This window comes from Microbacterium terrisoli (assembly GCF_030866805.1).
Lineage (GTDB): Bacteria > Actinomycetota > Actinomycetes > Actinomycetales > Microbacteriaceae > Microbacterium > Microbacterium terrisoli.
On sequence record NZ_CP133019.1, the window covers coordinates 3,265,043 to 3,289,926 of the forward strand.

Below are 24,884 nucleotides of genomic sequence, written 5' to 3' on the forward strand. Positions count from 1 at the left end.
CCGTCGGGTCTGCAGAATGCCGCGACTCCGCCTGTCTCTGCCCGAGCAGGCTATGAACGGCGCCGCGTCTCGCCATATATCGATTTCACAACGGACCACCTGAGATCCGCTGTCATCACGCCTTATCGAGGTGCACCGAGTACCAGAACACGTTGTAGGGACCCCACAGCGACATCGCGAAGTAGATGGTGCGCCCACCGTCAGCGACGTAGCGCGGGTTCATGAATGGTGCGTACAGCCCCGGATATTCGGATGCCGCAGCCAGCTCGATCGGTTCACCCCAGGGTCCCCACGGCGTAATTCCCTCGCGGATGTATGCGTTCCCGGCGTCCGAGTATGTCATGACCCAGCGATCAAGATACGTCGACCACATCACGGAGAGTTCGCCGACCGTGCCGTCGACGACCGTGGCCGCGGCATCCATGTCGGAACTCCAGCGCGGCGCACCACCCGGTGACGTCCCCACGAAGTACGTGTACGCGCTCTGGTCCTCGACATCGCGCGTCGTGGCAGGCACGCGCATGAGCTGCACACCACCGAATCGGCCGGCCGGTATAGCCCAGAAATAGACGAACTCCGTGCCGCCGTCCTCGACGTGCGCGGTCGCGACCTGGATGAAGTTCGAGCCCCCGGGCCACCGCGGCGTCAGCTCGCTCCACGTGCGACCTTCGTCGGCAGACTTCGCCAGGCTCGAGTAGTTCGCATCCCACACCCCGGCATCGCCCCAATGCCGCACCGACATGTAGAAGATGTAGAGGGCGCCGTCGACGCTGAAGCCGTAGGTCGGGATCTTCGTCACTTCGCCAGTATCGTCGGGCTCGTGCTTGCCTTCGACCATCGCCACTGCGAGGCCGATGTCGTCCGATGGCGCCCAGCCATCGAAGGTGATGCCGTCGGACGGATCGTCGTCGGTGCTGTACGCCGACACGTTCGACCGCCAGAACCCGCCCTGACCGCCGTAGCTATCAGGGTCGCGATCGCCGAACGTGTCGCCGAACAAGAAGAACGTCTTGTCTCCGATGGTGGTCATGGACCCGAGGTCCGTGCCCGCCACGCCCACGCTCGCGGTGTCATTGATCGCGCCGGGGCCGGTGAGCTTCGCGATCTGTGTCAGGTCATCGACACCAGCGAGCACGAACGGCTTGTGCGGGTCGATGTGCAGCCTCATTGCGTCACCGCTGGTCGTGCAGCCCGCGAGCGAGCTCGCGACGATGATGGATGCCGCGGCAGCGGCGAGCGCGCGCAGACGACGGTGATGTTCACGGGGCATGACCCTCCTTGATCTCGCCCATCACATCACGAAATCGATTTCAGCACCAGGCGGCGGCGCCCCGCATCCTCGTCACCGGTCGACCCCTACGCGAGATCAAGACCTCGCCCGCCTTGGTGATGCGGTAGGTGAACGGTGCGTGCGCTGCCATCGAGCGCTGCAGCTACAGACCGAGCTCGGTCAGTCCGGCGTGCCCTTCGGGCCGCGGGCCCGGAGCATCCCACCGGTACAGCCGGTCGCCTTCGGCGATCTGCAGGTCATTGATGCTCGCGTGCCGGAACAGGCAGCGGCCGTTCTCGTCGAACTCCCACTGCTCATTGCCGTAAGAGCGATACCAAAGCCCATCCTTGCCCTGCGACTCCGACGCGAACCGCACCGCGATGCGATTGCCGCCGTACGACCACATCTCTTTGATCAGCCGGTAGTCGCGCTCGCGATCCCACTTCTGCGTGAGGAATGCAACGATCTCGTCATGTCCGCGCACCCACGTGGTGCGATTGCGCCATCGGCTGTCGGGAGCGTACGCGGCAGCCACCCGCTCCGGGTCGCGGGTGTTCCACAGGTCCTCCGCCGCGCGCACCTTGGCCACGGCATCGGCTTCACTGAACGGTGGGACGATCGGCGTGCCTGCCATCGTCATCTCCTTCGTCGGCGGCTGCGCGCGTCCGCGGCCGCGCCGATGCGGCCGCTCGTCGGCGTGCGACAGCCCTACGCCCAGGGTAGGCCCGTCTGCGAGGCCGCGGCTCACTCGTCGTCGTCGGGATGACGCGGACGCCACAGGACGATGTCGGTCGAGCGGCGCACACGCCGCCCGTGCCGCAGGGAGACGACCGCGCCCGTCGCCCCGGCGGCGAACACGCGAGCGCCGGGCCGGTTCTCGACCTCGACGCGCACCCGCGCCTCGAGGGCCTGAACGCGCACGTGCAGTTCGCGCACCCGGCTCTCGAGCTCGAGGATGCGCACGATCGCCGGCAGGCTCATGCCGTCCGCCGACATGCGCGCGACCTCGCGCAGCTGCTCGATGTGCCGGATGGAGTACCGGCGAGAGCCGCCCTGCGTGCGCGCCGGCACGACCAGACCGATCCGGTCGTACTGGCGCAGCGTCTGGGGGTGCATTCCGGACAGCTCGGCGGCCGCCGCGATCGCGAAGACGGGAGAGTCCTCGTCGATCTCGTGCTCAGGCTTGCGCTGGGCCATCTGGAATCACCTCCTGCCTCTCTTCTCGTTGCTCACTGTGGGCTCCGTGCCCGCTTCTACCCGCTTCGCTCGCTCAACGATCGCGGATCACGCGCGGGACTTGGCCATCATGTCTGCCCGCGGATTCTCTTTCGGCTCGACCGCGGCGAACTGTTCGAGCGCCGTGCGGGCCGCGTCGTCCAGATGCGCGGGCACGACCACCTGGACCTCGGCAAGCAGGTCGCCGGTGCCCTTCTTGGTGACCACTCCGCGTCCCTTGACCCGCAGCACGCGTCCGGACGGGGTGCCGGGGGCCACGCGCAGCCGCACCGGGTCGCCGCCCAGGGTCGGCACTTCGATCGTGGCTCCGAGGGTCGCCTCGGTGAAGGTCACCGGCACCGTCAGGCGCAGGTTCAGCCCGTCACGGGTGAAGACAGGATGCGGCCGCACGCTCACCGTCACGACGATGTCGCCGTTCTCGCCGCCGTCCGGGGACGGACGTCCGCGGCCGCGCAGGCGCACCTTCTGGCCGTCGGAGACACCGGCGGGGATCTTCACCTTGAACGACTTTCCGTCTTCGCCGGCCAGCGAGATCGTCTCGCCCCTGACGGCCGTCGTGAAATCGAGCGTCGTGCGGGCCGTGACGTCCGCCCCGCGCTGCGGGCCGCCGAAGCCGCGGTAGCCACCGGTCGACTCGCCGAAGCGCCCCGACCCGAAGCCGCCGGGCTGCTGCCCGAACATCGAGAAGATGTCCTCGAAGTTGCCGGCGGACTGGTACCGCCCGCCACGGCCCTGACCGAATGCGCTGAAGACGTCTTCGAAGCCACCAGCGCCCTGGCCGCCCGCCGTGAAGCGGGCGCCCGAGCCCATCGCACGGATCTGGTCGTACTCCGCGCGCTGCTCTTTGTCGCTCAGCACGGCGTATGCCTCGCTGATCTCCTTGAACTTCGCCTCGGCCGCGGCATCACCCGGGTTCGAGTCCGGGTGGTACTTGCGCGCGAGCTTGCGGTACGTCTTCTTCAGATCGGCGTCGCCGACGTCCTTGGACACCCCGAGCGTCTTGTAGAAGTCCTTGTCGAACCAGTCCTGACTGGCCATCGCGCCTCCTGGCTATTCCGCGGGGACGGCGACGACGACCTTCGCAGGCCGCAGCTCGACCTCGCCGAGCCGGTAGCCCGTCTCGACGACCTCGAGCACCGTGGGCTCTGTCACGCCGGGCGTCGGCTGCTGGAAGACCGCCTCGTGGTGCTGCGGATCGAACGCATCCCCGGCCTCGCCGTAGGAGACCACGCCGAGTCGATCCACGACGCCGCGGATCTTCTCGGCGATCACCGAGAAGGCGCTGCCCTCTTCGAGGTCGCCGTGCTTGGCTGCCCGATCGAGGTCGTCGAGCACAGGGAGCATGCCCTTGGCCACCTCGCCCCTGGCGCGATCGATCTCGACCCCGCGCTGCTCCTCGGTGCGCCGGCGGTAGTTCGCGTACTCCGCCTGCAGCCGTTTGAGGTCGTTCAGCAGCGTCGACTCGAGGTCGGCGAGCTTCGCGTCCTCGGCTGCGGCATCCGGGTTCTGGGCCGTGCCCAGAATGTCATCGACGGTCAGTTCGTCTGCGTTCTCGTTCTCACCGTCACGGGTCCCGTCCTGCGCGTCGGGGCCGGAGGACTGCTCCTCCGGCCCCTCGCCCGGACGGACCTCGTCATCGTCGAAGTCCTTGCCGGTCATGGTTACTTCTTCTCGTCCTCGTCGTCGACGACCTCAGCGTCCACCACGTCCTCTTCGGGGTTCGGCGCGGAGCCGTCGCCCGGGTCGGTCGCGTTCGGGTCGCCCTGGGCTCCCTCGGACTGCGCGGCCTGGTAGATCGCCTCGCCCAGCTTCTGCTGCGACTGGTTCAGCGTGTCGTACGCGGTCTTGACCGCGTCGTCGTCATCGCCGGCCAGCGCGGTCTTGAGTGCGTCGACATCGGCCTGCACGCTCTCCTTGACGTCGGCGGGCAGCTTGTCGTCGTTGTCCTTGATCAGCTTCTCGATCGAGTACGACAGGGTCTCGGCCTGGTTGCGGGTCTCGGCGGACTCACGACGCTGCTTGTCTTCGGCTGCGTGCTCCTCGGCCTCGCGCACCATGCGCTCGATGTCCTCCTTGGGCAGCGACGAGCCGCCGGTGATGGTCATCGACTGCTCCTTGCCGGTGCCCTTGTCTTTGGCGGACACGTGGACGATGCCGTTGGCGTCGATGTCGAAGGTGACCTCCACCTGCGGGATGCCGCGCGGAGCCGGCGCGATGCCGGTCAGCTCGAACGTGCCCAGCGGCTTGTTGTCCCGGGTGAACTCGCGCTCACCCTGGAACACCTGGATCGCCACCGACGGCTGGTTGTCGTCGGCGGTCGTGAAGGTCTCGCTGCGCTTGGTCGGGATGGCCGTGTTGCGCTCGATGAGCTTGGTCATGATGCCACCCTTGGTCTCGATGCCGAGGCTCAGCGGAGTCACATCGATCAGCAGCACATCCTTGCGCTCGCCCTTGAGGACACCGGCCTGCAGGGCGGCGCCGACGGCGACGACCTCGTCCGGGTTCACGCCCTTGTTGGGCTCCTTGCCGGTCTCGCTCTTGACGAGCTCGCTCACGGCGGGCATGCGGGTCGAACCACCCACGAGCACGACGTGGTCGATGTCGCCGACCTTGATGTTCGCCTCGCGGATGACGTCCGCGAACGGCTTGCGGGTGCGGTCGAGCAGGTCCTTGGTCAGGTCCTCGAACTTGGCGCGCGTCAGGCTCTCCTGCAGGTTCGCGGGCCCGGACTCGGTCAGCGACAGGTACGGCAGCGAGATCGAGGTCGACGTCGAGCTGGACAGTTCCTTCTTCGCCTGCTCCGCAGCCTCCTTCAGGCGCTGCAGTGCGATCTTGTCACCCGAGACGTCCACACCGGTGGTGTCTTTGAACTGCTTGATCAGCCAGTCCACGACGCGCTGGTCCCAGTCGTCGCCGCCGAGGCGGTTGTCACCGGCGGTGGAGCGCACCTGGATGGTCGAGAAGTCGTCATCCTTGCCCACTTCGAGCAGGGACACGTCGAACGTGCCGCCACCCAGGTCGAACACCAGGATGAGCTCGTCTTCCTTGCCCTTGTCCAGGCCGTAGGCGAGCGCGGCAGCGGTCGGCTCGTTGATGATGCGCAGCACGTTCAGACCCGCGATCTCGCCGGCCTCCTTCGTGGCCTGGCGCTCGGAGTCGTTGAAGTACGCGGGCACCGTGATGACGGCATCCGTCACCGTGTCGCCGAGGTACTGCTCGGCGTCGCGCTTGAGCTTCTGCAGGATGCGCGCCGAGATCTCCTGCGGCGTGTACTGCTTGCCGTCGATGTCCTGGGTCTTCCAGTCGGTGCCCATGTGACGCTTGACGGAGGTGATGGTGCGGTCGACGTTCGTGACGGCCTGGCGCTTGGCGGTCTCGCCGACCAGCACCTCGCCGTCCTTGGTGAACGCGACGACCGACGGAGTGGTGCGGAAGCCTTCGGCGTTCGCGATGACCTTCGGCTCGCCGCCCTCAAGGACGGAGACGACCGAGTTGGTCGTCCCGAGGTCGATACCCACTGCACGTGCCATGTGTTTCTCTTTCTGTCCGGGGGTCGCGGTGGATGCCGCGGCCCGGTCTGTCTGTGAAGTCCTGAACGGCCCGAGAACCGGGAGAAATCCGGATCTTGAGCCGTGATGACTCAAGTGTACGACGATCGCTTCTGCGTGTCAATAAAGTTGATACGCACTCACTCAACTTTTGCCCCTGTGACATCCACCCCTCTGCTCGCCTACGGTAAGAGCGTGACCGGCACCGACGCCCCTGACCCGCGCTTCTCCACCGCTGCAATGAGCACCACGCCCACCCAGCGGCGGGTGGCCCTACGACGCGTGTGGTCGTGGGCGATGTGGGACTGGGCGACGCAGCCGTTCAACTCCGTCATCCTGACGTTCGTCTTCGTATCGCTGTACCTGGTCTCGGACCGCTTCCTGCCGACGGACATCGCCGCTCTGCCGGCCGGCGACCCGGTCAAAGAGCACGCCCTGGCCGAACTGACCAGCGGGTACGGATTCGTCGCGTTCTGGGCGGGCATTGCGATCCTGCTGCTGGCGCCCGTGCTGGGGCAGAACGCCGACCGGGCAGGACGCAAGAAGCGATGGCTGCTGGTGGCCACCGCCGCTCTCGCACTGGTGCAGTTCGCGCTGTTCTTCGTGCACGCCGACCCCGCCTACTTCTGGTTCGGCGCCATCACGGTGGCCCTCGGTTCGGTGGTCTCCGAGATCGCCGGCGTGAACTACAACGCACTGCTGGTCAGTGTCTCCACGCCCCGCACCATCGGCAAGGTCAGCGGCCTCGGCTGGGGCATGGGCTACATCGGCGGCATCATCGCGCTGAGCATCGTCGTCGTGCTCACGTTCGCGAACTGGTTCGGCATGGACACCTCGGACGGCCTGGCCTACCGCCTGATCGCGGCCGGCTGCGCGGTCTGGACGGTCGTGTTCTCCATCCCCCTGTTCCTGAACGTCCCGGAGCCGCCGCCGGCGCTGGGCATGAAGCGGGTGGGGTTCTTCGCGAGCTACGCCGAGCTGGTCAAAGACATCGTGGCGCTGTTCCGCACGCACCGGCCGACCTTCTGGTTCCTGCTGGCCAGTGCCGTGTACCGCGACGGACTGGCCGGAGTGTTCGCCTTCGGCGGTGTGCTGGCCGCGGTCGTCTACGGCTTCAGCACCACCGAGGTCATGATCTTCGGCATCGCCGCGAACGTCGTGGCCGGCATCGCGACGATCTTCGCCGGACGTCTGGACGATCGGTACGGGGCAAGGGCGGTGATCGTCACGGCCTTGAGCATCCTCGTGGTCATGGTGCTGGCGGTCTTCTTCCTGCACGACGCCGGCAAGCTGCCGTTCTGGATCGGCGGACTGATCCTGTCGGCGTGCGTCGGCCCCGCTCAAGCGGCGTCACGCTCATTGCTGGCCCGCGTCTCGCCCGAGGAGATGCAGGGCGAGATCTTCGGCCTGTACGCCACGACCGGCCGGGTCGCCAGCTTCCTCGCCCCCGGGCTGTGGGCCCTGTTCATCGCGTGGTTCGGAGCGACGTACTGGGGCATCCTCGGCATCCTCCTGGTGCTGCTGGCCGGCCTGATCATGCTGCTGTTCGTCCGCCTGCCCAAGCACGTGCGCGCGTAGTGCGCAGCAAGCGCGCGGCAAGCGCGTAAGCGCGGCGGCAACCGCGCGTTCACCTTTCGGACGTGCATGCAGCCGGTGGCCCTGCGCCGGCCTGACGCACCTGCGCACGCGTCAACTGCGGCTCGCACCGGCGACCCGGTATTGTCCGGGGGTCGCGCCCGTGTTCGCCTTGAACGTGCGAGTGAACGCGGAAGCGTCGGTGAACCCCCAGCGTGCACCGATGGCTGCGGCGGGATGCGTCGACAGCGCGGGATCGAGCAGGTCGGTCTGGCAGCGTTGCAGACGCCGGTGGCGGATCCACGCACTCGGCGTGGTCTCGTGGTCGGCGAAGAGCTTCTGCAAGTAGCGCACGGAGACGTGTTGCGCCAGTGCGACCTCTTCCACAGTGAGGTCGGGATCCCGCAGATGTTGATCGATCCACGCAGTGGTCGCCGACATGATCGTGGACGCGCCGGCGAGCGTGTCCGAGGCTCCCAGTCGCTCGCTGAGGGTCGCGTGAACGAGCTCGACAATGGCGTCGACGGCGCGTGGAGCGGCATCCGCGCCACCTTCACGCATCTGCGCACCGAGCTGCGTGAGCAGGCCCGAAGTCAGGGCGCCCAACCCCTTCCGACCAGAAATGCGTTCAGCGGTCAGATGGCTCACCTGACGGACCGTGAGCCCAAGTCGGTCGTGGGGGATCAGCAGAACGAACATCTGGTAAGACTCAGCGAAGTCCAGAACATAGGGCCGCGTCGTGTCGTAGATCGCGAGATCACCAGGGGTGAGCGCCGCCTCTCTCCCATCCTGCGACAGCACGCAATAGCCGTGCAGTTGCAGACCGAGCTTGTAGATGCCGGGATCAGACAGGGCGATCGTGGCGCGATCCCGCCACACCGTGACCGGAGATCCGCCGACCTGGGTGGCGGTGACCGTCTCGCCCAGGTCCTGCGCGAGCAGTGCGCCCTGGTACCCGCTGACCGAGTGCGCCGAGGCGCGCAACGGGACGAATGCCGCATCCACCGCCTCGCGCCACGCATCGAACCGGTCGGCGGGTTCGACGGCGCTCGCGTCGAATACCTGCACCTCGCGCCCGGCCACGCCCATCGCTGAGCCTCCTTGCTCACGACATCCACCTGCAACCAGCGTCAGTGTCCGACCTGGCGCCGCCCGCAGAGATCAGTCCACCACAATCGGCGGTCACGCGCACCGCCCGTGCGCGTGGTGCACATCGGTGTGCGTCCTGTGCCGATGCGCGACGCGGGCGCACGGGCCACAGTGGTGCCCACACAGGACACGACGGAGTCTCCCGCCTCCTTCGTGTTCCGGCCCTGCCGGCGCGGCCGCTCGCGACAGCCCGGCATCGCCGGCCGGCAGCTGGCGGACACAACAAAGGAGAACCCGAGATGAGCACTGTTCTGGACGAGATCCAGGCCCCGGCGGGTGCCGGGCGTGTCATAACCGATCCAGCCACCGGAGACGAGGTGGGCCGCGTTCCGATCGCGACCACGGCCGACCTGGATGCCGCGATCGCCGCTGCGCGCGCGGCGCAGCCCTCGTGGGCGCAGCTCGGCGACGCACGGCGTGTGGACCTGCTCAACGCCGCGGCCGACGCGCTGCAGGAGCACGCCGAAGAACTCGCGGTGCTGCTGTCGCGGGAGCAGGGGAAGCCGCTGAACGGCCCGAACGCGCGATTCGAGGTCGGCGCCTGCGAAGCATGGCTGCGGGCATCGACGGCACCGGACGTATCACCCCAGGTTCTCGTGGACGACGGACAGATCCGCGCAGAGATCCACTACCGCCCGCTGGGAGTGGTCGGCGCGATCGGTCCGTGGAACTGGCCGATGATGATCTCGATCTGGCAGATCGCACCGAACCTGCGGATGGGCAACACCGTTGTGGTCAAGCCGAGCGAGTTCACTCCGCTGTCAGTCCTGGCGCTGGTCTCGGTGCTGAACACGGTGCTGCCTCCAGACGTGCTGATCGCCGTGCCCGGCGGACGGGACGTCGGCGAGGCGATGGCGGCGCATCCGGGAATCGACAAGATCATGTTCACGGGGTCGATCCCGACCGGGAAGGCGATCATCCGCTCCTCGGCCGACACGGTCAAGCGGGTGACGATGGAGCTGGGCGGCAACGACGCCGGCATCGTGCTCGACGACGCAGACCCCGCCGCGATCGCCCAGGACCTGTTCTGGGGCGCCTTCATCAACACCGGCCAGACCTGCGCGGCGTTGAAGAGGCTGTATGTGCCCGACAGCCTCTACGACGCCGTGTGCGAAGAACTGACGAAGGTGGCAGCGGCGACCCCCATGGGCGTCGGGCTGTCGGAAGAGAACCTGCTCGGCCCGGTGCAGAACCGCAAGCAGTACGACATCGTCGCATCGTTGGTCGAGCAGGCGAAAGATTCGGGCGCGCGCGTGCTGCTCGGAGGCGACCCCGATCCGCAGGCGGTCGGCAACTTCTATCCGACCACGCTGGTGGCCGACATCGACAACGACAATCCTCTGGTCGCACAGGAGCAGTTCGGGCCCGCTCTGCCGATCATCCGCTACACGAACCTCCAGCAAGCCATCGCCTGGGCCAACGGGCTGGAGGTGGGGCTGGGCGCATCCGTCTGGTCGCCGTCCCCTCAGCGGGCACGCGAGGTGGCCATGCAACTGAACGCCGGGACCGTGTGGGTCAACGAGCACGGGGCGATCGATCCCCGGGTGCCGTTCGGAGGCGCGAAGGGGTCGGGCTACGGCGTGGAATTCGGACGCGAGGGTCTGCTGGAATGCGCACAAGCGGTGTCTGTCAAAGGCCCCGCAGGATCGTTCGCGTGAGCCGATCATGAGCGCACTGAATCCGGCACATTCCGCTCAGCGCCCCGTGGCACAGGAGCGGCTGCACGGCACGCTGGGCGTGGCCGGCATCGTCTTCATGGTCGTGGCCGCGTCGTCGCCGCTGACCGTCGTCGGTGGCGCAATGCCGGTCGCGCTGGCGATCGGCAACGGCGCCGGCCTTCCGGCCGCCTATCTTCTCGTGGCGGTGATCCTGCTTCTGTTCTCCGTCGGGTACAGCCTGATGAGCCGGCACGTCACAAATGCGGGGGCCTTCTACTCGTACATCACCCGCGGAATCAGCAAACCGGCGGGGCTGGGAGCGGCATTCGTCGCGCTGGTGTCGTACACGGCCATCCAAGCCGCCGTGTACGGGCTGTTCGGGGCGACCTTGTCCGGCCTGCTGGCCTCGTGGGGTGTCGCCGACATCCCGTGGTGGCTGTGCGCACTCGTCGCGATGGCGATCGTCGGCGTGCTCGGTTACCGCAACATCGACCTGAGTGTCCGAGTGCTGGGCGTCCTGATGCTGTGCGAGGTCGCGATCATCACCATCATGTGCGTCGGGGTACTGGCACAAGGCGGCGCCGAGGGCATCTCACTGACCTCCTTCGCTCCTGCCACATTCTTCAGCGGCAGCCCGGGCATCGCGGTCATGTTCGCCATCGCGTCGTTCATGGGCTTCGAGGCCACCGCGATCTACGGCGAAGAGGCGCGCGACTCCAAGCGCACCGTGCCGGTGGCGACCTATGTGGCGGTGATCCTCATCGGTGTGTTCTACGCGTTCGCCGCGTGGGCGCTCGTGCTCGCCTACGGGCCCACGAAGGTCGTCGGCGCCGCGCAGGCGAACACGGCCGGGCTCGCATTCGCAGCCGCGGAGACCTACGTAGGAGCCTGGGCGCAGGAGGTCATGAACATCCTGCTGGTCACCAGCCTGTTCGCCGTGCTGCTCGCATTCCACAACGCCGTCGCACGCTACTTGTTCTCGCTGGGCCGCGAGTCGGTGATCTCGGAACGGTTCGGCCGCTCGCACGCGCGACACGGATCGCCGCACCTGGGCTCGCTGACGCAGACCGCGTCGGCACTGGTCCTGCTCGTGGTCTTCGCCGTCGCGGGGCTGGACCCTGTCAGCGCCGTGTTCTCGTGGATGTCGGGGCTGGCGACCCTCGGACTCATCGCTTTGATGGCTCTGACCTCCGCAGGGGTGATCGTGTTCTTCCGTCGCACACGTCTGGACACCAGGCCCTGGAACACGGTCATCGCCCCCGTGCTGGGCCTGGCCGGCCTGCTATTCCTCCTGGTGCTCGTGGTGTGGAACTTCACCACGCTGATCGGGGGCTCGCTGCTTCTGGCTCTCATCTTCGAAGCGATCCTCGTCCTCGCCTTCGTGCTCGGCGTCTGGCTGGCCGCCCGATGGCGCACTTCCCGTCCCGCCACCTACGCGCAACTGGGCAGCTTCAGCGGCTGACCGGATCAGAAAGAAGGAGATCGTGACCATCAGCGACCAATCCACGCCCGTCACAGGCACCGTCCCGCATCCCCTGGACCGACTGACCGAAACCGAGATCGCAACCGCCCGCGCCGTGTTCGACGACGCCGGCGTCGTCACCGACGAGACGCGATTCGCGTATCTGGGGCTCGAAGAGCCGGCCAAGCAGGACGTCCTGGACTACGACCCCACCGACCCGCCCGACCGGCAGGTGAGGGTGTTCCTGCTGGACCGGTCGACCGGGCTCGCTCAAGATGTCGTGGCATCCCTCACAACCAGACAGATCGTGTCGCGTCGCACGCTGGATGCCTCGGACGGCCAGCCACCGGTCCTGCTGGAGGATTTCGAAAGCGTGGACGAGATCGTCAAGTCCGACCAGCGATGGCGCGACGCCATGGCCCGGCGCGGTGTCACCGACCTGGACCTCGTATGCACCTGCCCACTGTCGGCGGGCACCTACGACATCCCTGGCGAAGAGGGCCGACGGATGCTGCGCGTGCTGTCTTTCCTGCAGCACCGGAAGGCGGACCACCCGTGGGCGCACCCCATCGACGGTGTCGTCGCCTACATCGACCTCATCCGCAACGAAGTCATCGACGTCATCGACGACGCGGTCATGCCGATCCCCGAGGAAGAGGGCAACTTCGACGACCCTGCGGCGACCGGCCCCGCGCGCACATCGCTCAAGCCTCTGGAGATCACCCAGCCCGAAGGCCCCTCGTTCCACGTCGACGGGAACGTCGTTCAGTGGCAGAACTGGCGGTTCCGCGTCGGCTTCGATGCACGCGAGGGGCTCGTGCTGCACCAGATATCGTTCGACGACCATGGCCGCCAACGACCGATCGTGTATCGCGCGTCCGTGTCCGAGATGGTCGTGCCGTACGGCGACCCGAGTCCGGTGCGGTTCTGGCAGAACTACTTCGATGCCGGCGAGTACCTCATGGGCAAGTGGACGAACTCTCTCGTGCTCGGCTGCGACTGCCTGGGAGAGATCCATTACTTCGACGGGTGGGTCGCCGACGATCACGGCAATCCGCAGCAGATCGTCAACGCCATCTGCCTGCACGAAGAAGACGTAGGCGTGCTGTGGAAACACACCGACGTGTACACCGGATCGAGTGAGACCCGCCGTCAGCGCCGCCTCGTGATCTCGTTCTTCATCACGGTCGGCAACTACGACTACGGCTTCTACTGGTATCTGTATCTGGACGGCACTATCCAGCTCGAGGCCAAGGCCACCGGCGTGCTGTTCACGTCGTCGTACCCGGGCGATGGCTACCGGTGGGCGAGTCAGGTCGGTCCGGGGCTGGGCGCACCGTACCACCAGCATCTGTTCAGCGCGCGCCTGGACATGACCGTGGACGGCGTCCAGAATGCGGTCGACGAACTGGACGCCGTGCGGGTACCCGTCGGCCCCGACAATCCGTACGGCAACGCATTCACACGGCGCGCCACCCGGCTGCGCCGCGAGTCCGACGGCCAGCGCGTGGCCGACAAGGCCGTCGGGCGGGTCTGGCAGATCAGCAACCCGAACGTCGTAAGCCGCCTCGGGCAGCCCGTCTCGTACGTGCTCTATCCGCAAGGCGAGCCACGCCTGCTGGCCGACGACACAGCCTCGATCACTCGTCGTGCCCGCTTCGCGACCAAGGACCTGTGGGTGACTCGCTACGCGCCGGAAGAACGTTACGCAGCCGGCGACTTCGTCAACCAGCAGCCGGGAGTCGACGGGCTCCCTGCGTTCGCCGCGCAGGACCGCGGCATCGACGGGGAAGACATCGTGCTCTGGCACACTTTCGGACTCGCCCACTTCCCGCGCCCGGAGGACTGGCCGATCATGCCCGTGGACACGTGCGGCTTCACGATGAAGCCCAACGGGTTCTTCGATCGCAACCCCACACTCGACGTGCCCGCCGCCCCGTCGGATCACTGCTCGCCAGATCACAGCGCGCACCACCGGTGACCCGCCAGGCCGAAGGTCGCCGTCCTCGGTGCAGAACCTTGGACGAACAGCGGTCCGCACATCTGGGAGGACCAATTTCTGCCTGAGATCGTCGAGCGCGATCCCGCCGTGGAGCGCGCCCCCTTCGCTGACAGGCGGCAGCGTCAGCGCGGCCAGCCGTCGGCGAGCTTGGCCAGCAGCCTGGCGAGTTCGCTCCGCTCGGCGGCGGTGAACTGCGCGAGGGCCTGTTCGATCGACTCACGGCGGTCGCCGCGGAACCGACGCAGGATCGCCTGCCCTTTGTCGGTCAGCACGATGCGAGTGCGCCGCGCATCGTCGGGATCGGCCTCGCGCCGCACGAGCCCGAGCTCGACGCACTGCTGCACGAGACGCGACGCGCGCGGCTGATCGACGCCGATGCCGTCGGCCAGCTCACTCACCGACAAAGGAGTGGATGCCGCAGCCAGCGCCGCGAGCAGCCGCAGCCGCGCCGGCCCCGCGAAGCGCCCGTGCCCTCCCGCCCAGGGCGGCATCGGTGGACCCCCGTGCCCGCCGTGATGCCCGTGATCGTGCATGGCGTGCGGGTCACCGGCCGCGCCGTGCGCGCCGGCACCGAAGGGTCCCCCATGGCCGCCCGCGCCGAAAGGTCCGCCCCGCGTCCACGGCGGACCGTCGCCGCCCGCTCGCGGACCACGACCTGGGCGCAGTCGCGCAAGCGCCGCCGCGATGGCCTCGACGTCGTCGGAATCGGAGTGGCTGGTCACAGCATCCAATTTACATGTGACTTGACATACATTGCCAGTCCATGTCACACTACATACACATGCCACATGACATGGACTTCTTCGGAAGAACACGAAAGGAGTTCGCATGAACACCGATGACTTCACCCCCGATGCGCCCGACGAGGGCGCGTCAACGCCGACCGATCGCCGCCCGCTGGGTGCGTGGCTGCGCTTGGTCGACGGCCTCATCACCCGCGAGTTCGCCGCTGCCTTCGAAGGCGAGTATGTCTCGCGCCGCGACTGGATGATCCTCAATGTGATCTCGGGCACGGTCGACGCGCCCTGGGTGGCTCACAAACTCTCGCGGGGCGGCAAGCACGTCAATCGCCTCGCCGAGATCGGATGGATCGCACAGGACGAGGACGGCGCCTGGACACTGACCGACGAGGGCCGAGCAGCCCAGAGCCGCCTGACCGAGAAGGTCGACGCGGTCCGCTCGAAGGTCGCCGCCGCCGTCTCACCCGAGGGATACACGGCACTCACCGACGCCCTCGAGAAGATCGCGCGCGAGTTCGGTTGGGACGAATCCCAGCCGATGCCCCGCCGGGGCCCCGGGTTCGGCCGGCACGGACTCGGTCGGCCGGGCTTCGGCCGCGGGTTCGGCCCGGGCTTCGGCCGCGGGTTCGGCCCGGGGTATGGCCCCGGCGAGTTCGCCCACGGCGACCACCGCGCCGCGGGCGCCGGGCACGACGGGTGCCACCACGACCATGACCTCGAGTACGGCCACGACCGCGGATTCGGGCCCGGCCACCGCGGATTCGGGCCCGGCCACCACGAGTACATGCGCGCCGAGTTCGAGCACCGCCACCACGGGCGCGGAAAGGGCGGAAAGCACGGAGCAGAGCGCGCCTACGAGCGCGGGTTCGCCGCCGGCTTCGCGGCCTCAGGCAGCGGCGCTCAGCCCGCCGGCGCATCCGAGTCCGACTGACTCACCAAGGGGGAGGGGCCGAGCGCACACACGTGCGCTCGGCCCCTCCCCCTTCATCCGGCCGGCGTCCGCGCAGGCTCAGCGCCCGAGTGAGCCTGCCTCGCTGGTTCCGACATCCACGACGTGGAAGTTCTGGAACGAGCGGGATGCCGTGGGCCCGCGCTGGCCCTGATACCGGCTGCCGTTCGCCCCGGCGCCGTACGGCGTCTCGGCGGCCGACGACAGCTGAAAGAAGCAGAGCTGTCCGATCTTCATGCCCGGCCACAGCTTGATCGGGAGGGTGGCGACGTTCGACAGTTCGAGCGTGACGTGCCCGGTGAAGCCCGGATCGATGAAGCCCGCGGTGGAATGCGTGAGCAGACCGAGCCGGCCGAGCGAGGATTTGCCCTCCAGCCGCGCGGCGATGTCGTCGGGCAGGCTGACCTGTTCGAACGTCGAGCCCAGGGCGAACTCGCCCGGGTGCAGCACGAACGGCTCGTCGGGTGCGACGTCGATGAGGTGCGTCAGATCGGGCTGGTCGGCGGCCGGATCGATGAACGGATACTTGTGGTTGTCGAACAGCCGAAAGTAGCGGTCCAGGCGCACATCGACGCTCGAGGGCTGGACCATCTCGGGGTCCCACGGAGCGAGGCCGATGCGCGCATCGGCGATCTGACGGCGGATGTCTCGGTCGCTGAGCAGCACGAGGCCAGCCTACCCGCGCGCCCCTGCGGCGAGCGCCTGCGCGGCCGGCGCCCACACCTGGGCCGCCCGCGCACGATCGGTCAGCGAGCGATACAGCGACAGCGCGCGCGGCGGCCCGGCTATCTGCAGCGGGCCGGAGGGTCCATAGAACGCGGTGGATGCGGCATCCACCCGCAACGCGTGCAACGCGACCTGCGCCGCCTGCGCGGGCGAGTCGCCCAGCCGCGGGGCGACCGCGCGCAAGAGACCGTCGGGCACCTTGGCGCGCAGCGCCGGGGCGATCGCCGTCGCTGCCGAGATGCCGGGATGGCACAGACTCACGCGCAGGGCGGGTTCGCGGCGTCCGAGTTCCAGTGCGAACAGACCCAGCGCGGCCTTCGATCGCGCGTACTCGCGGAACGGTCGGTACCGCCGGCCACCGCCCCACGCGAGCGCGGCCGCCAGGCTCAGCTGCGCGACCACTCTGGCGTGTCCGGCCCTCAGCGCGGGCAGCAGACAGAGGGTCAGCACCGCGTGTCCGAGCATGTTCGTCTGCCATTGCAGCTCGTACCCGTCGACGGTGAGGTGCCGGTGCCGGTCGCCGACGAGCGCGACCCCGGCGTTGGCGACGAAGGCGTGCACCGGCTCGTCGGCAAGGCTCTGCGCGAGTGCACGCACACTGTCCAGTCGGGCGAGGTCGAGGTCGCGCAATTCGAGCTGCGCGTGGGACACGGTCTCGGCGATGCGCGCGATCGCCCGCTCCCCCTTGCCGCGATTGCGCACCGGCATGATGACGCGGGCGCCGGCTGCGGCGATCCCGCGCGCGATCTCCAGGCCCAGGCCGCCGCTGGCACCGGTGATCAGCGCGGTGCGGCCGGAGAGGTCGAGTTCGGGTGCCGAGAATGCGTCGCCCGCGGTAGCCATGCGCCCATTCTGACGCGGCGGGGGTGGGTGTCGCTCGGGCGCCGGCCGCACGGCGTCCGAGGCCGGTCGCGTCGAGCGAGCCTGTTATGCTAGCCGGGCGCGTTCGCGTGCACGGGGCTGTAGTTCAATGGCAGAACTTCTGCTTCCCAAGCAGACAGCGCGGGTTCGATTCCCGTCAGCCCCTCCGACATTCCGCGAGATTCCGGCGAGTAGCGACACAGCGCACCATGCTGGGACACTGTGCAGTCCGCCGCACGATCGAAGCTCGCTCGATCCGCTGCATTCCATCCAGACGCGGCGATCTGTGCGATGGGGGGTTACTCTGCTCCTGAGGATGTGGCTGAGCCGCGCGCCGCGGCATCTGCGGCGAGGATGAGATAGGTGCTGGCCGTCCACGTGTACGCCCGGTCACGGAGACCTGCTCCGCTAACCGCATCGAAGTTCTCCGCGAAACCCGACTTCTCGCACGCGGCACGGAAGGCTCGACTGACGTCATCGGCGAGCGCGCCGTGGCCAGCTCGCCGCAGCCCGTTCTCGATGAGGAACGTGGAGGGCGCCCAGATCGGCCCGCGCCAGTAACCGTCGTCCTCGTAGGCGGCGGAGCCAGGGGGCTCGGTCGCGGGACCCCACGGTGTCAGGTGCTCCGCGATGGATGCGGCGAGCGCGTCCGCAACATCGACGGGCAGCCGTTCACCCAGGATGATGGGCATCGCGGTGAGCAGACTCGAATGCGAAGACGCCTCGCCGGTCGCAACGGACCGAGCGATGAAGTGTTCGCCTGTCCACAGTCGATCGAACAGCGCGCGCTCCAGACTCTGCGCCGCGACATCCCATTCGAGGGCGGGCCGGCCCAGGTGCTCGGCAAGGAGGCGAAGTTCGTCGAGTTGCAGGAGCAGGAACGCGGCGAGGTCAGGCGCCTCGACTACTCTCGCGTGGTCGAACATCGTCGAGTTGTCCCAGCCGCTGTCGTTGCCGTGCTGGTAGTAGGGGAGGTCGCTCCCCGGACTGACCCGGTGGTCGAGCCAGAATCGAGTCCAGGCTGCGAGACGGTCGTAGACCGTAGCGAGTTCGATGTCCGTGAACGCGCGGCTCGAGCGCTTCCGGAGCTGCGCGAACGCCCATCCGTGGATCGGGGGCTTTACGAAGTTGTAGAGCACTTCGGAGTGCGTGAGGGAATCGGGGAGAGCACCGACCGCGTCCTGGTGGTCAAACGGCAGCAGGAACTGGTCGAGCGCGGCCTGCGGGTCGGATTCCGCGAGCGCGATCGCGTTGAAGCAGTGGTCCCAGCTCCACACCTTGTCCATCCAGTGCTTCGACATCAGGATGGCCTCCCGCTGGACGAATCCTGCGGGCGCTACGGTCGCAGACCACAGCACGTACGCGGCCCGAGCGCTCGCGACCGTCGCGGGAGCACGACCACGGATCGACTCGTGGTATTCGTCGAACTCACGATGGCGGTATTCGACCTCGGCGTCGAAGTCGCGCTTCACTTGCCTATGGACGGCTCCGGTCTCGATCTCTTCGACGAGAACCTCCCAGCCTTCCTCTGCCCCGAACGCCACAGACCGCGCCCCCGCGCCCAGCAGCTGTTCCCCAAGGACCGTGGGCGTCCCGGCGATCACCGTGAACCGGTAGCGCCGGCCGGTCTCGTAGCTCGTTAGGGTGATGGCGCCATCCGATGGATCCACGAAGAGATATCCCCCCGTGAACGGGGTGAGCTCATCTGGTGCGACGAAGCGCAGGCCGAGTCCGCGCCCGCGAAAGCGGACGCCGCTCTCGTGCGCGAACGTCACTTCCACGTTCCCGCCGTCCATCACCCATGCGAGAGAGGCCGGCGTCACACGCACAGCAGGGGCCGCAACATCCCCTACGCCGTCCGGCACGAGCCGGAAGACCGGATGCATTCCACCCGTGTGCGTCACCAGGTGGATGTCATCGGACACCGTGTGAAGGCCGACGACCGGCGACAGATCTAGCCATGAGCCGCGGGCGGAGAACGGAATCTCGGTGATGTCGAAAGTGAAGTCCACGGCTCAGTCCTTCACGGCACCGGCGGTGACACCTGCCGCCACGTACTTCTGGGCGACGACGACGAGGACAGCGGCGGGGATGGATGCCACGACCGCCGTGGCCATGATCGCGTTCCAGTCCTGGGTGTTGTTGCCGATGTATCGGTAGATGCCGATCGTGATGGGCTGGAGGTCGCCGCCCCGGTTGACCGTTGACGCGAAAATGAAGTCGGACCACGCCCAGAGGAAGGTGAACAGCGACACCGTCACGACGGAGTTGCGGCTGACGGGCAGCACGATCGACTGGAAGGTGCGCCATGCGCCGGCCCCGTCGATCTTGGCGGCCGAGATGAGCTCGTCGGGGATGCCCGCCATGAAGGCGGTGAAGATGAGCACACCGAACGGAACGGCGAGGGTCGAATCGGCGAGGACGAGCCCAGCGACCGTGTTGAGGATGCCCCAGTTGTAGAAGATGAGGTAGAAGCCCATCGCCATGATGATGCTCGGGACCATCTGCGCGATGAGGAGTACGAAGTTGATCACGGTGCGCCCGCGGGGGCGCAGCTTCGCGAGCGCATACGCGGCAGGCGCCGAGAGCGCAAGTGTCAGCACGACCGTGCCGAGCCCGATGATCAGGCTCGTTCCGAGGTAGGGGACCTGGTCGCTCAGCACCCGCTCATAACCGGTGAAGGTGGGGCTCACCGGGAAAAGATCGGGCGGATCCTTCCGCAGGTTCTGCGGCTGGGTGAGGGAGACGTTGATCATCCAGTAGAGCGGGAAGAGCATGATCGCGGTGAGGATGACCCCGACCGTCATGTTGATCGCCTTGTGGGGGTTCATGACTGCTCCGTCCGCCGCTGCGCGCGAATATAGATGAGACCGAAGACGAAGGCCACGAGGATGAGGATGTTGCCAACCGCCGCCGCGGGGCTCAGCTGGGGCGTCCCGCCGCCGAAGCCGAGACGGTACGACCAGATCGCGAGCGTCGCCGACGAGTCGCCAGGGCCGCCGCGCGTCATGATCCAGATGATGTCGAACACCTTCAGGGTGTAGACGAGTCCGAGCAGGATCGTGATCGCGGAGACCGGCCGCAGCAGCGGGAAGGTGATGCGCCAGAACGTCTGCCAGGCGTTCGCGCCGTCTAGCGATGCCGCCTCGTAGACGTCGACCGGGATGTTCTGGAGACCGCTGTACAGGATGACGAGGTTGAACGGGATGCCGATCCAGATGTTCGCGATGAGCACGGAGATCAGCGACCACTGGGGAGAGGTGAGCCAGTTGATCTGCTCTCCTCCGACGGCCTTGATCGCGGCGTTAACGACGCCCGATTCGCTGTTGAGCATCCACGACCAAACGGAAGCCGAGACCAGCAGCGGGAGAAGCCAGGGGACGAGGAAGAGAGCTCGCAGGGTGCCGGCGAGCGGGAACCTGCGGAAGAAGAAGACCGCGAGCGCGAGCCCGAAAGCGAATTGGAACAGGATCGAGCCGAATGTGAAGAGCGCTGTGTTGACGATCGCCGGAGCGAAAGTGGCGCTCTGGACCACCTGTACGTAGTTCTCGAACCACGCCCACGGCGCATTCCCGGTGATGAACGACGCCAGGCTGTAGTCGCGGAAGCTCAGGTCGAGGTTGCGCAGCAACGGGTACGCGTAGAAGACGAGGAAATAGACGACTACCGGTGCGATAAACGCCCACGCAACCAGCTGGCTGCGCACGCGTGCTGCTCGATGCGGTCGCCTGGGCGACACATCCTCGTCCTGCGTGCGGGAGACCCCGCCCGCACGGGCTCTCGAGTCGACTCGCGTCGCGGACATGCGATGGATCCTTTCGGGAGCGGTGTGGGCGGGGTCTGCCGAGACCTACTTGGCTGCTGCCGCAGCCTTCTGAGCCGTGGCGAGAGCGTCGGCGGGCGAGCTGCCGTTCGACAGCGCATTCTGGACGGCCGTGTACAGCGCGGTCGAGATCGTGCCGTACTTCGCGCCCAGGTTGTCGGCCGTGCGCGGCTTCGCCGAGGCGGCTGCCGTGACCCAGAACTGCAGTGTCGGGTCAACCTTCAGCTGCGCGTCCTGGCCTGCCTTGGTCGGCGCGATATAGCCGAGCGCATTCGCGCCGGTGTCACCGTCGGTCAGGCACTTGGAGATCTTGATCGACGTGGCGTAGCGCGATGCGTCCTTCTGCACCGGGATCGTGATGAACTCGCCGCCGGTCGGAGCCGGAGCGGCCTCACCGTTCTCACCGGGGATCTGGATGACCTTGTAGCCGGCCTTGTCGGCATCGGCCTTGAACCACGAACCGTTCTCGGCGAAACCGAACGAGCCGGTCATGAACTCCTGCCAGCTCGTGCCCTGCGTGTTCTGCAGCACCGAGTTGGGGGCGAGACCCTGCTTGACCCAGTCCGTCCACGTCGTGAGAGCCGCAGTAGCCTCCGGCGAGTCGAGCTTGGTGAGGTTCGCGCCCGCGCCCCAGAACCACGGCAGGAACTGGAACGTCCCCTCCTCCGTACCCACGGCCGAGAAGGTGATGCCCTTCTTGCCTGCTGCGACCACCTTCTTGAGCGCAGCGGTCAGGCTCGCGGCATCCTTCACCGTCGAGATGTCGACGCCCGCCGCCTGGAGCACCGTCGGATTGTAGTAGAGACCGAGGGTGTTCGCGCCGACCGGGACACCGTACGTCTTTCCGTCGACCTGGCCGGCAGTGAGGATGTTCGCCTGGATGTTGGAGACATCCAGCCCGTTGTCCTTCGTCGTGGTGAGCAGGCCCGCTGCGGCGAGGGTGGGTACCTTGGGGTTGTCCACGAGCGCGATGTCGGGCAGGTTCGGCGCGGCCGTGGCCAGGTCCTTGACCGTGTCGCCGGTGTTGCTGGCGGTGCGCTTGATCGTGATGCCGAGATCGCTCGCGCACTCGTCGATGGCCTTGGCCCAGTCGCTCGATGCAGCGCGGTCGGGGTACGGGTCCCACAGGGTGTATGTGTCGCCCGCGGCGCCGGTCGAGCCGGAGCTTGTGCCGAGGCTTGTGCCGGAGCACGCGGTCGCGCCTCCGATGACGGCTGCCGCGACGACGGCGGCGCCGAGGTATCGGGCCTTCTTGCTGTCGATCACAGTTTCCTCCTTGAATCGTGGATGGTGTTGGGGTGGTCCGCTCAGTCCCAGTCGGACCGGTTCGGCTCAGGCCGTGCTCCCGCGGATTGCGAGTTCCGGTGCGATGAATCTCGTGACCGGGGCTCCTGCGAGCTCCGGCGCGGTGATCCGCTGCACCAGTTGCCGGACCGCTTGCTGGCCCAGCTGATCGGGAGAGCTCTCCACAGCCGTGTACGGCAGCGAGAACGATCGCCCGAAGTCTTTCGAGTACAGACTGACGACGGACAGGGCATCCGGCACGCGGGTGCCACGCGCTGCGAGGATCGACGGTAGGGCCGCGATCGTCGCATCGTTGTGCACGATCAACGCGGTGGCGTTCGGTCGTGCATCCAGGATCGCGTTGATGCTGTGCCCGATCGCCGGCTGCTGCGCCTCCCCGTAGTAGGGGTGCATCTGGAGCCCGTAGCGGGCGCCGCGCTCGAGCGCGGCATCCCGGAACCGCCAGCCATACGCGCCGCCGCGTTCGAACACGTGCTTCGGCGGCGAGACGACGACGATCTCGCGATGACCGAGCCCGAACAGGTGGTCGACGAGGATGCGGGCGGCCTCACCGAAATCGAGGTCGAAGACATCAAGCCCTTCGGTATGCCGAGACAGCCCGACCAGCGCCCCCGGCTGCGGCGCCGCGCGCAGAGTCTCCAGGCGCGGGTCATCGTGAACCACGTCGAGAAGGACGACGCCGTCGACCATGCCGGCGCTCGTGACCCGGCGCAGTGCCGCGGTCGCATCCAGTTCCGTGACGAGGAGGATGTCGTAGCCGAGTTCACGTGCCGTGTCGGACACGGGCAGCACGTATTGCAGCATCGCCGGCGCGAACTCGTCCTGATGGAACTGAGTGAGAAGCCCGATGACCATCGTCTGCGACGTTGCGAGAGCCCGCGCCCCGGCGTGCGCTGTGAAGCCGAGAGATGCGATCGCCTCCTCGATGCGGGCCCGCGTTGACTCGGAGATCGAGCGCTTGCCCGAAAGCGCGTAGGACACCGTGCTGCGGGATACACCCGCATGCCGCGCCACGTCGCCTATGGTCGCCATCGCGTCTTCCTCGTCTCTTCGTCGAACCGGTTCGATCACGGTAGCGTGTTGATTTTGAGAAATCAAGTCGAACCGGTTCGACCGTTATCGAATTGAGACTCCGAGCCGGGGTCCGGGGACGACAGGCCGCGCTATGCCGTGAGAGGCCCGGTGCTTTCGCGATCGACGAGCACCGGCTCGATGAAGCGGGGACGAGGCTCTCCCGCCCCCAGGGGATCGACGATCCGCCTGATCAGCTGGGTGACCGCCTGTCGCCCGAGGCGGTCGGGCGACGTCTCGATCGACGTGAACGGGAGCGAGAAGGCCTGCCCGAACTCTTGCGAGAACAACCCGACGACCGAAACGTCCCTGGGCGCGCTCATTCCCCGCGCGTTCAGGTAGGCGGGGAGCGCGGCGATCGTCGCGTCGTTGTGGACGATCAGCGCCGTGATGCCCGGCGAAGCATCGAACGCCTGGTCGAGGACGGCCTCGATGCCAGGGTGCCGAGAGTCGCCGTCGTACGCGATGACTCGGATACCGTGTCGCGCAGCCCGCTCGACGGCTGCGTCGCGGAATCGCCAGGCGTATGATCCACCACGGTCGTATACGTGGCAGGGCGGCGTGATGAGCGCGACGTCGCGGTGGCCGAGCCCGGCGAGATGGTCGACCGCCATCCTGGCCGCTTCGCCGAAGTCGAGATCAAACGAGTCGAAGCCCTCTCCGTTGCGTGCGTACCCGATGAGCACGGCCGGCTGCGTCGCGTGGCGCAGCGGCGCAAGCCGAGGGTCGTCGTCGGTGACGTCGAGGAGCACGACCCCGTCGACCATCGCGGAGGACGTCGTCCGGCGGACGGCGCCCTCAAGGTCGCGGTCGGTCACCATGAGCAGGTCGTAGCCGTGCTCACGCGCAGCTGCGGAGACCGGCAACACGTACTGGAGCATCGCGGGCGCGAACTCGTCCTCCTGGAACTGCAGGTACAGGCCGAGGACATTCGTCTGCGCCGTGGCGAGCGCCCGCGCTCCGGCATTTGGCGTGAAGCCGAGCTCTTCGATTGCTGCCTGGATGCGGATGCGGGTCTCGTCGGAGATCGGCCGCTTGCCTGACAGAACGTACGACACCGTGCTTCGGGAGACTCCCGCAGCACGGGCGACATCACCAATCGTCGCTGCCATCGCACCTCCCGCGTTCGCAACATTGTTCCACGACCGCGTCGAGGCCTGCGCCATCCCGAGCCGTTCCGAAGGAGGCCATCTGCTTCGGCGCCCGGAAACCGATCCGGCCGGCCAACCCCTTGACACGATGTTGTCGCTCTCTCCGATTTAACCAGACCAAGACCGAACCGGTTCGATGTTGGCCTGCAGCGACGGCGTGCACACGAGATAGAGGAGGGTCAGATGCGCGCAGATGATACACACCGAATTCGAACCGGTTCGATATTTTGCCTTGACGTTGACCCAGACGCGCTGTTAGCGTGCACCCGCGAGCAGTCTTCGTCCCCACTTTCCCTCGGATGGCCCTCCGACCGCTTCGAAGGCGAACCGGTTCGACGACTGATCACACTCACATCCC

Annotated in this window: 21 protein-coding genes and 1 tRNA gene; 6 read left to right on the top strand and 16 right to left on the bottom strand. The window is 67.4% G+C overall.

What is annotated here, in order from left to right; genetic code table 11:
• Window positions 1–115: 115 nt before the first annotated feature.
• The 6 genes from QU603_RS14790 to dnaK all read right to left on the bottom strand — a co-directional run bounded on the left by QU603_RS14790 (window position 116) and on the right by dnaK (window position 6,036).
• Window positions 116–1,270, bottom strand: coding sequence for a glycoside hydrolase family 183 protein (locus QU603_RS14790; RefSeq protein WP_308492137.1), 1,155 nt, complete (start codon window positions 1,268–1,270; stop codon window positions 116–118).
• A 163-nt stretch (window positions 1,271–1,433) separates the two neighbouring features.
• Window positions 1,434–1,904, bottom strand: a complete 471-nt coding sequence (locus tag QU603_RS14795) for a DUF1348 family protein (RefSeq protein WP_308492138.1) — start codon at window positions 1,902–1,904, stop codon at window positions 1,434–1,436.
• 110 nt (window positions 1,905–2,014) lie between these two features.
• Window positions 2,015–2,467 carry a heat shock protein transcriptional repressor HspR gene (locus tag QU603_RS14800; protein WP_308492139.1) on the bottom strand — a complete coding sequence of 151 codons (453 nt, stop codon included), beginning with the start codon at window positions 2,465–2,467 and terminating at the stop codon, window positions 2,015–2,017.
• A gap of 87 nt (window positions 2,468–2,554) precedes the next feature.
• Window positions 2,555–3,544 carry a DnaJ C-terminal domain-containing protein gene (locus tag QU603_RS14805; protein ID WP_308492140.1) on the bottom strand — a complete coding sequence of 330 codons (990 nt, stop codon included), beginning with the start codon at window positions 3,542–3,544 and terminating at the stop codon, window positions 2,555–2,557.
• A 12-nt stretch (window positions 3,545–3,556) separates the two neighbouring features.
• Window positions 3,557–4,165 carry a nucleotide exchange factor GrpE gene (locus tag QU603_RS14810; RefSeq protein ID WP_308492141.1) on the bottom strand — a complete coding sequence of 203 codons (609 nt, stop codon included), beginning with the start codon at window positions 4,163–4,165 and terminating at the stop codon, window positions 3,557–3,559.
• Window positions 4,166–4,167: 2 nt separating this feature from the next.
• On the bottom strand, window positions 4,168–6,036 hold the full coding sequence (dnaK, locus tag QU603_RS14815; protein WP_308492142.1) for a molecular chaperone DnaK: 1,869 nt from the start codon (window positions 6,034–6,036) through the stop codon (window positions 4,168–4,170).
• A 258-nt stretch (window positions 6,037–6,294) separates the two neighbouring features.
• Here dnaK and QU603_RS14820 point away from each other — a divergent pair, with 258 nt between their 5' ends.
• Window positions 6,295–7,632 (top strand): MFS transporter, encoded by a 1,338-nt coding sequence (locus QU603_RS14820; RefSeq protein WP_370655361.1) that lies wholly within the window; start codon window positions 6,295–6,297, stop codon window positions 7,630–7,632.
• A 111-nt stretch (window positions 7,633–7,743) separates the two neighbouring features.
• Here QU603_RS14820 and QU603_RS14825 read toward each other — a convergent pair whose 3' ends face one another.
• Window positions 7,744–8,718 (bottom strand): AraC-like ligand-binding domain-containing protein, encoded by a 975-nt coding sequence (locus QU603_RS14825; protein WP_308492144.1) that lies wholly within the window; start codon window positions 8,716–8,718, stop codon window positions 7,744–7,746.
• 299 nt (window positions 8,719–9,017) lie between these two features.
• Between QU603_RS14825 and QU603_RS14830 the strand changes: the two genes are divergently transcribed.
• The 3 genes from QU603_RS14830 to QU603_RS14840 are packed head-to-tail and all read left to right on the top strand — an operon-like array spanning window position 9,018 to window position 13,879.
• Window positions 9,018–10,436 carry an aldehyde dehydrogenase family protein gene (locus QU603_RS14830; RefSeq protein ID WP_308492145.1) on the top strand — a complete coding sequence of 473 codons (1,419 nt, stop codon included), beginning with the start codon at window positions 9,018–9,020 and terminating at the stop codon, window positions 10,434–10,436.
• Window positions 10,437–10,443: 7 nt separating this feature from the next.
• Window positions 10,444–11,898 carry an APC family permease gene (locus QU603_RS14835; RefSeq protein WP_308492146.1) on the top strand — a complete coding sequence of 485 codons (1,455 nt, stop codon included), beginning with the start codon at window positions 10,444–10,446 and terminating at the stop codon, window positions 11,896–11,898.
• 28 nt (window positions 11,899–11,926) lie between these two features.
• Complete coding sequence (locus tag QU603_RS14840) at window positions 11,927–13,879, top strand: primary-amine oxidase (RefSeq protein ID WP_441295474.1); 1,953 nt, start codon at window positions 11,927–11,929, stop codon at window positions 13,877–13,879.
• A gap of 143 nt (window positions 13,880–14,022) precedes the next feature.
• On the opposite strand, the gene QU603_RS14845 is transcribed toward QU603_RS14840, so the two are convergent.
• Complete coding sequence (locus QU603_RS14845) at window positions 14,023–14,622, bottom strand: MarR family winged helix-turn-helix transcriptional regulator (protein WP_308492148.1); 600 nt, start codon at window positions 14,620–14,622, stop codon at window positions 14,023–14,025.
• 106 nt (window positions 14,623–14,728) lie between these two features.
• Here QU603_RS14845 and QU603_RS14850 point away from each other — a divergent pair, with 106 nt between their 5' ends.
• Window positions 14,729–15,571: a winged helix DNA-binding protein gene (locus QU603_RS14850; RefSeq protein ID WP_308492149.1), complete on the top strand. Its 843-nt coding sequence runs from the start codon at window positions 14,729–14,731 to the stop codon at window positions 15,569–15,571.
• A gap of 78 nt (window positions 15,572–15,649) precedes the next feature.
• Here QU603_RS14850 and dcd read toward each other — a convergent pair whose 3' ends face one another.
• Together dcd and QU603_RS14860 are read right to left on the bottom strand one after the other, a co-directional pair.
• Window positions 15,650–16,255 carry a dCTP deaminase gene (gene dcd / locus QU603_RS14855; RefSeq protein WP_308492150.1) on the bottom strand — a complete coding sequence of 202 codons (606 nt, stop codon included), beginning with the start codon at window positions 16,253–16,255 and terminating at the stop codon, window positions 15,650–15,652.
• A 9-nt stretch (window positions 16,256–16,264) separates the two neighbouring features.
• Window positions 16,265–17,158 (bottom strand): SDR family NAD(P)-dependent oxidoreductase, encoded by an 894-nt coding sequence (locus QU603_RS14860; RefSeq protein WP_308492151.1) that lies wholly within the window; start codon window positions 17,156–17,158, stop codon window positions 16,265–16,267.
• Window positions 17,159–17,271: 113 nt separating this feature from the next.
• On the opposite strand from QU603_RS14860, the gene QU603_RS14865 reads away from it, so the two are divergent.
• Window positions 17,272–17,342: transfer RNA gene (locus QU603_RS14865), tRNA-Gly, on the top strand.
• A gap of 133 nt (window positions 17,343–17,475) precedes the next feature.
• Here QU603_RS14865 and QU603_RS14870 read toward each other — a convergent pair.
• From QU603_RS14870 to QU603_RS14895, 6 genes are all read right to left on the bottom strand, one after another.
• Window positions 17,476–19,188: an amylo-alpha-1,6-glucosidase gene (locus QU603_RS14870; RefSeq protein ID WP_308492152.1), complete on the bottom strand. Its 1,713-nt coding sequence runs from the start codon at window positions 19,186–19,188 to the stop codon at window positions 17,476–17,478.
• A 3-nt stretch (window positions 19,189–19,191) separates the two neighbouring features.
• Window positions 19,192–20,007, bottom strand: coding sequence for a carbohydrate ABC transporter permease (locus QU603_RS14875; protein WP_308492153.1), 816 nt, complete (start codon window positions 20,005–20,007; stop codon window positions 19,192–19,194).
• On the bottom strand, window positions 20,004–20,882 hold the full coding sequence (locus tag QU603_RS14880) for a carbohydrate ABC transporter permease (RefSeq protein WP_308492154.1): 879 nt from the start codon (window positions 20,880–20,882) through the stop codon (window positions 20,004–20,006). Before QU603_RS14880 ends, QU603_RS14875 begins: the two co-directional genes overlap by 4 nt.
• 144 nt (window positions 20,883–21,026) lie before the next feature.
• Window positions 21,027–22,265 (bottom strand): sugar ABC transporter substrate-binding protein, encoded by a 1,239-nt coding sequence (locus tag QU603_RS14885; RefSeq protein ID WP_308492155.1) that lies wholly within the window; start codon window positions 22,263–22,265, stop codon window positions 21,027–21,029.
• 66 nt (window positions 22,266–22,331) lie between these two features.
• Entirely contained in the window at window positions 22,332–23,336 is a 1,005-nt protein-coding gene (locus QU603_RS14890; protein WP_308492157.1) for a LacI family DNA-binding transcriptional regulator, read from the bottom strand.
• A 131-nt stretch (window positions 23,337–23,467) separates the two neighbouring features.
• The gene (locus QU603_RS14895) at window positions 23,468–24,487 is read right to left on the bottom strand and encodes a LacI family DNA-binding transcriptional regulator (RefSeq protein WP_308492159.1); all 1,020 of its coding nucleotides are present in this window, start codon (window positions 24,485–24,487) and stop codon (window positions 23,468–23,470) included.
• Window positions 24,488–24,884: the final 397 nt, after the last annotated feature.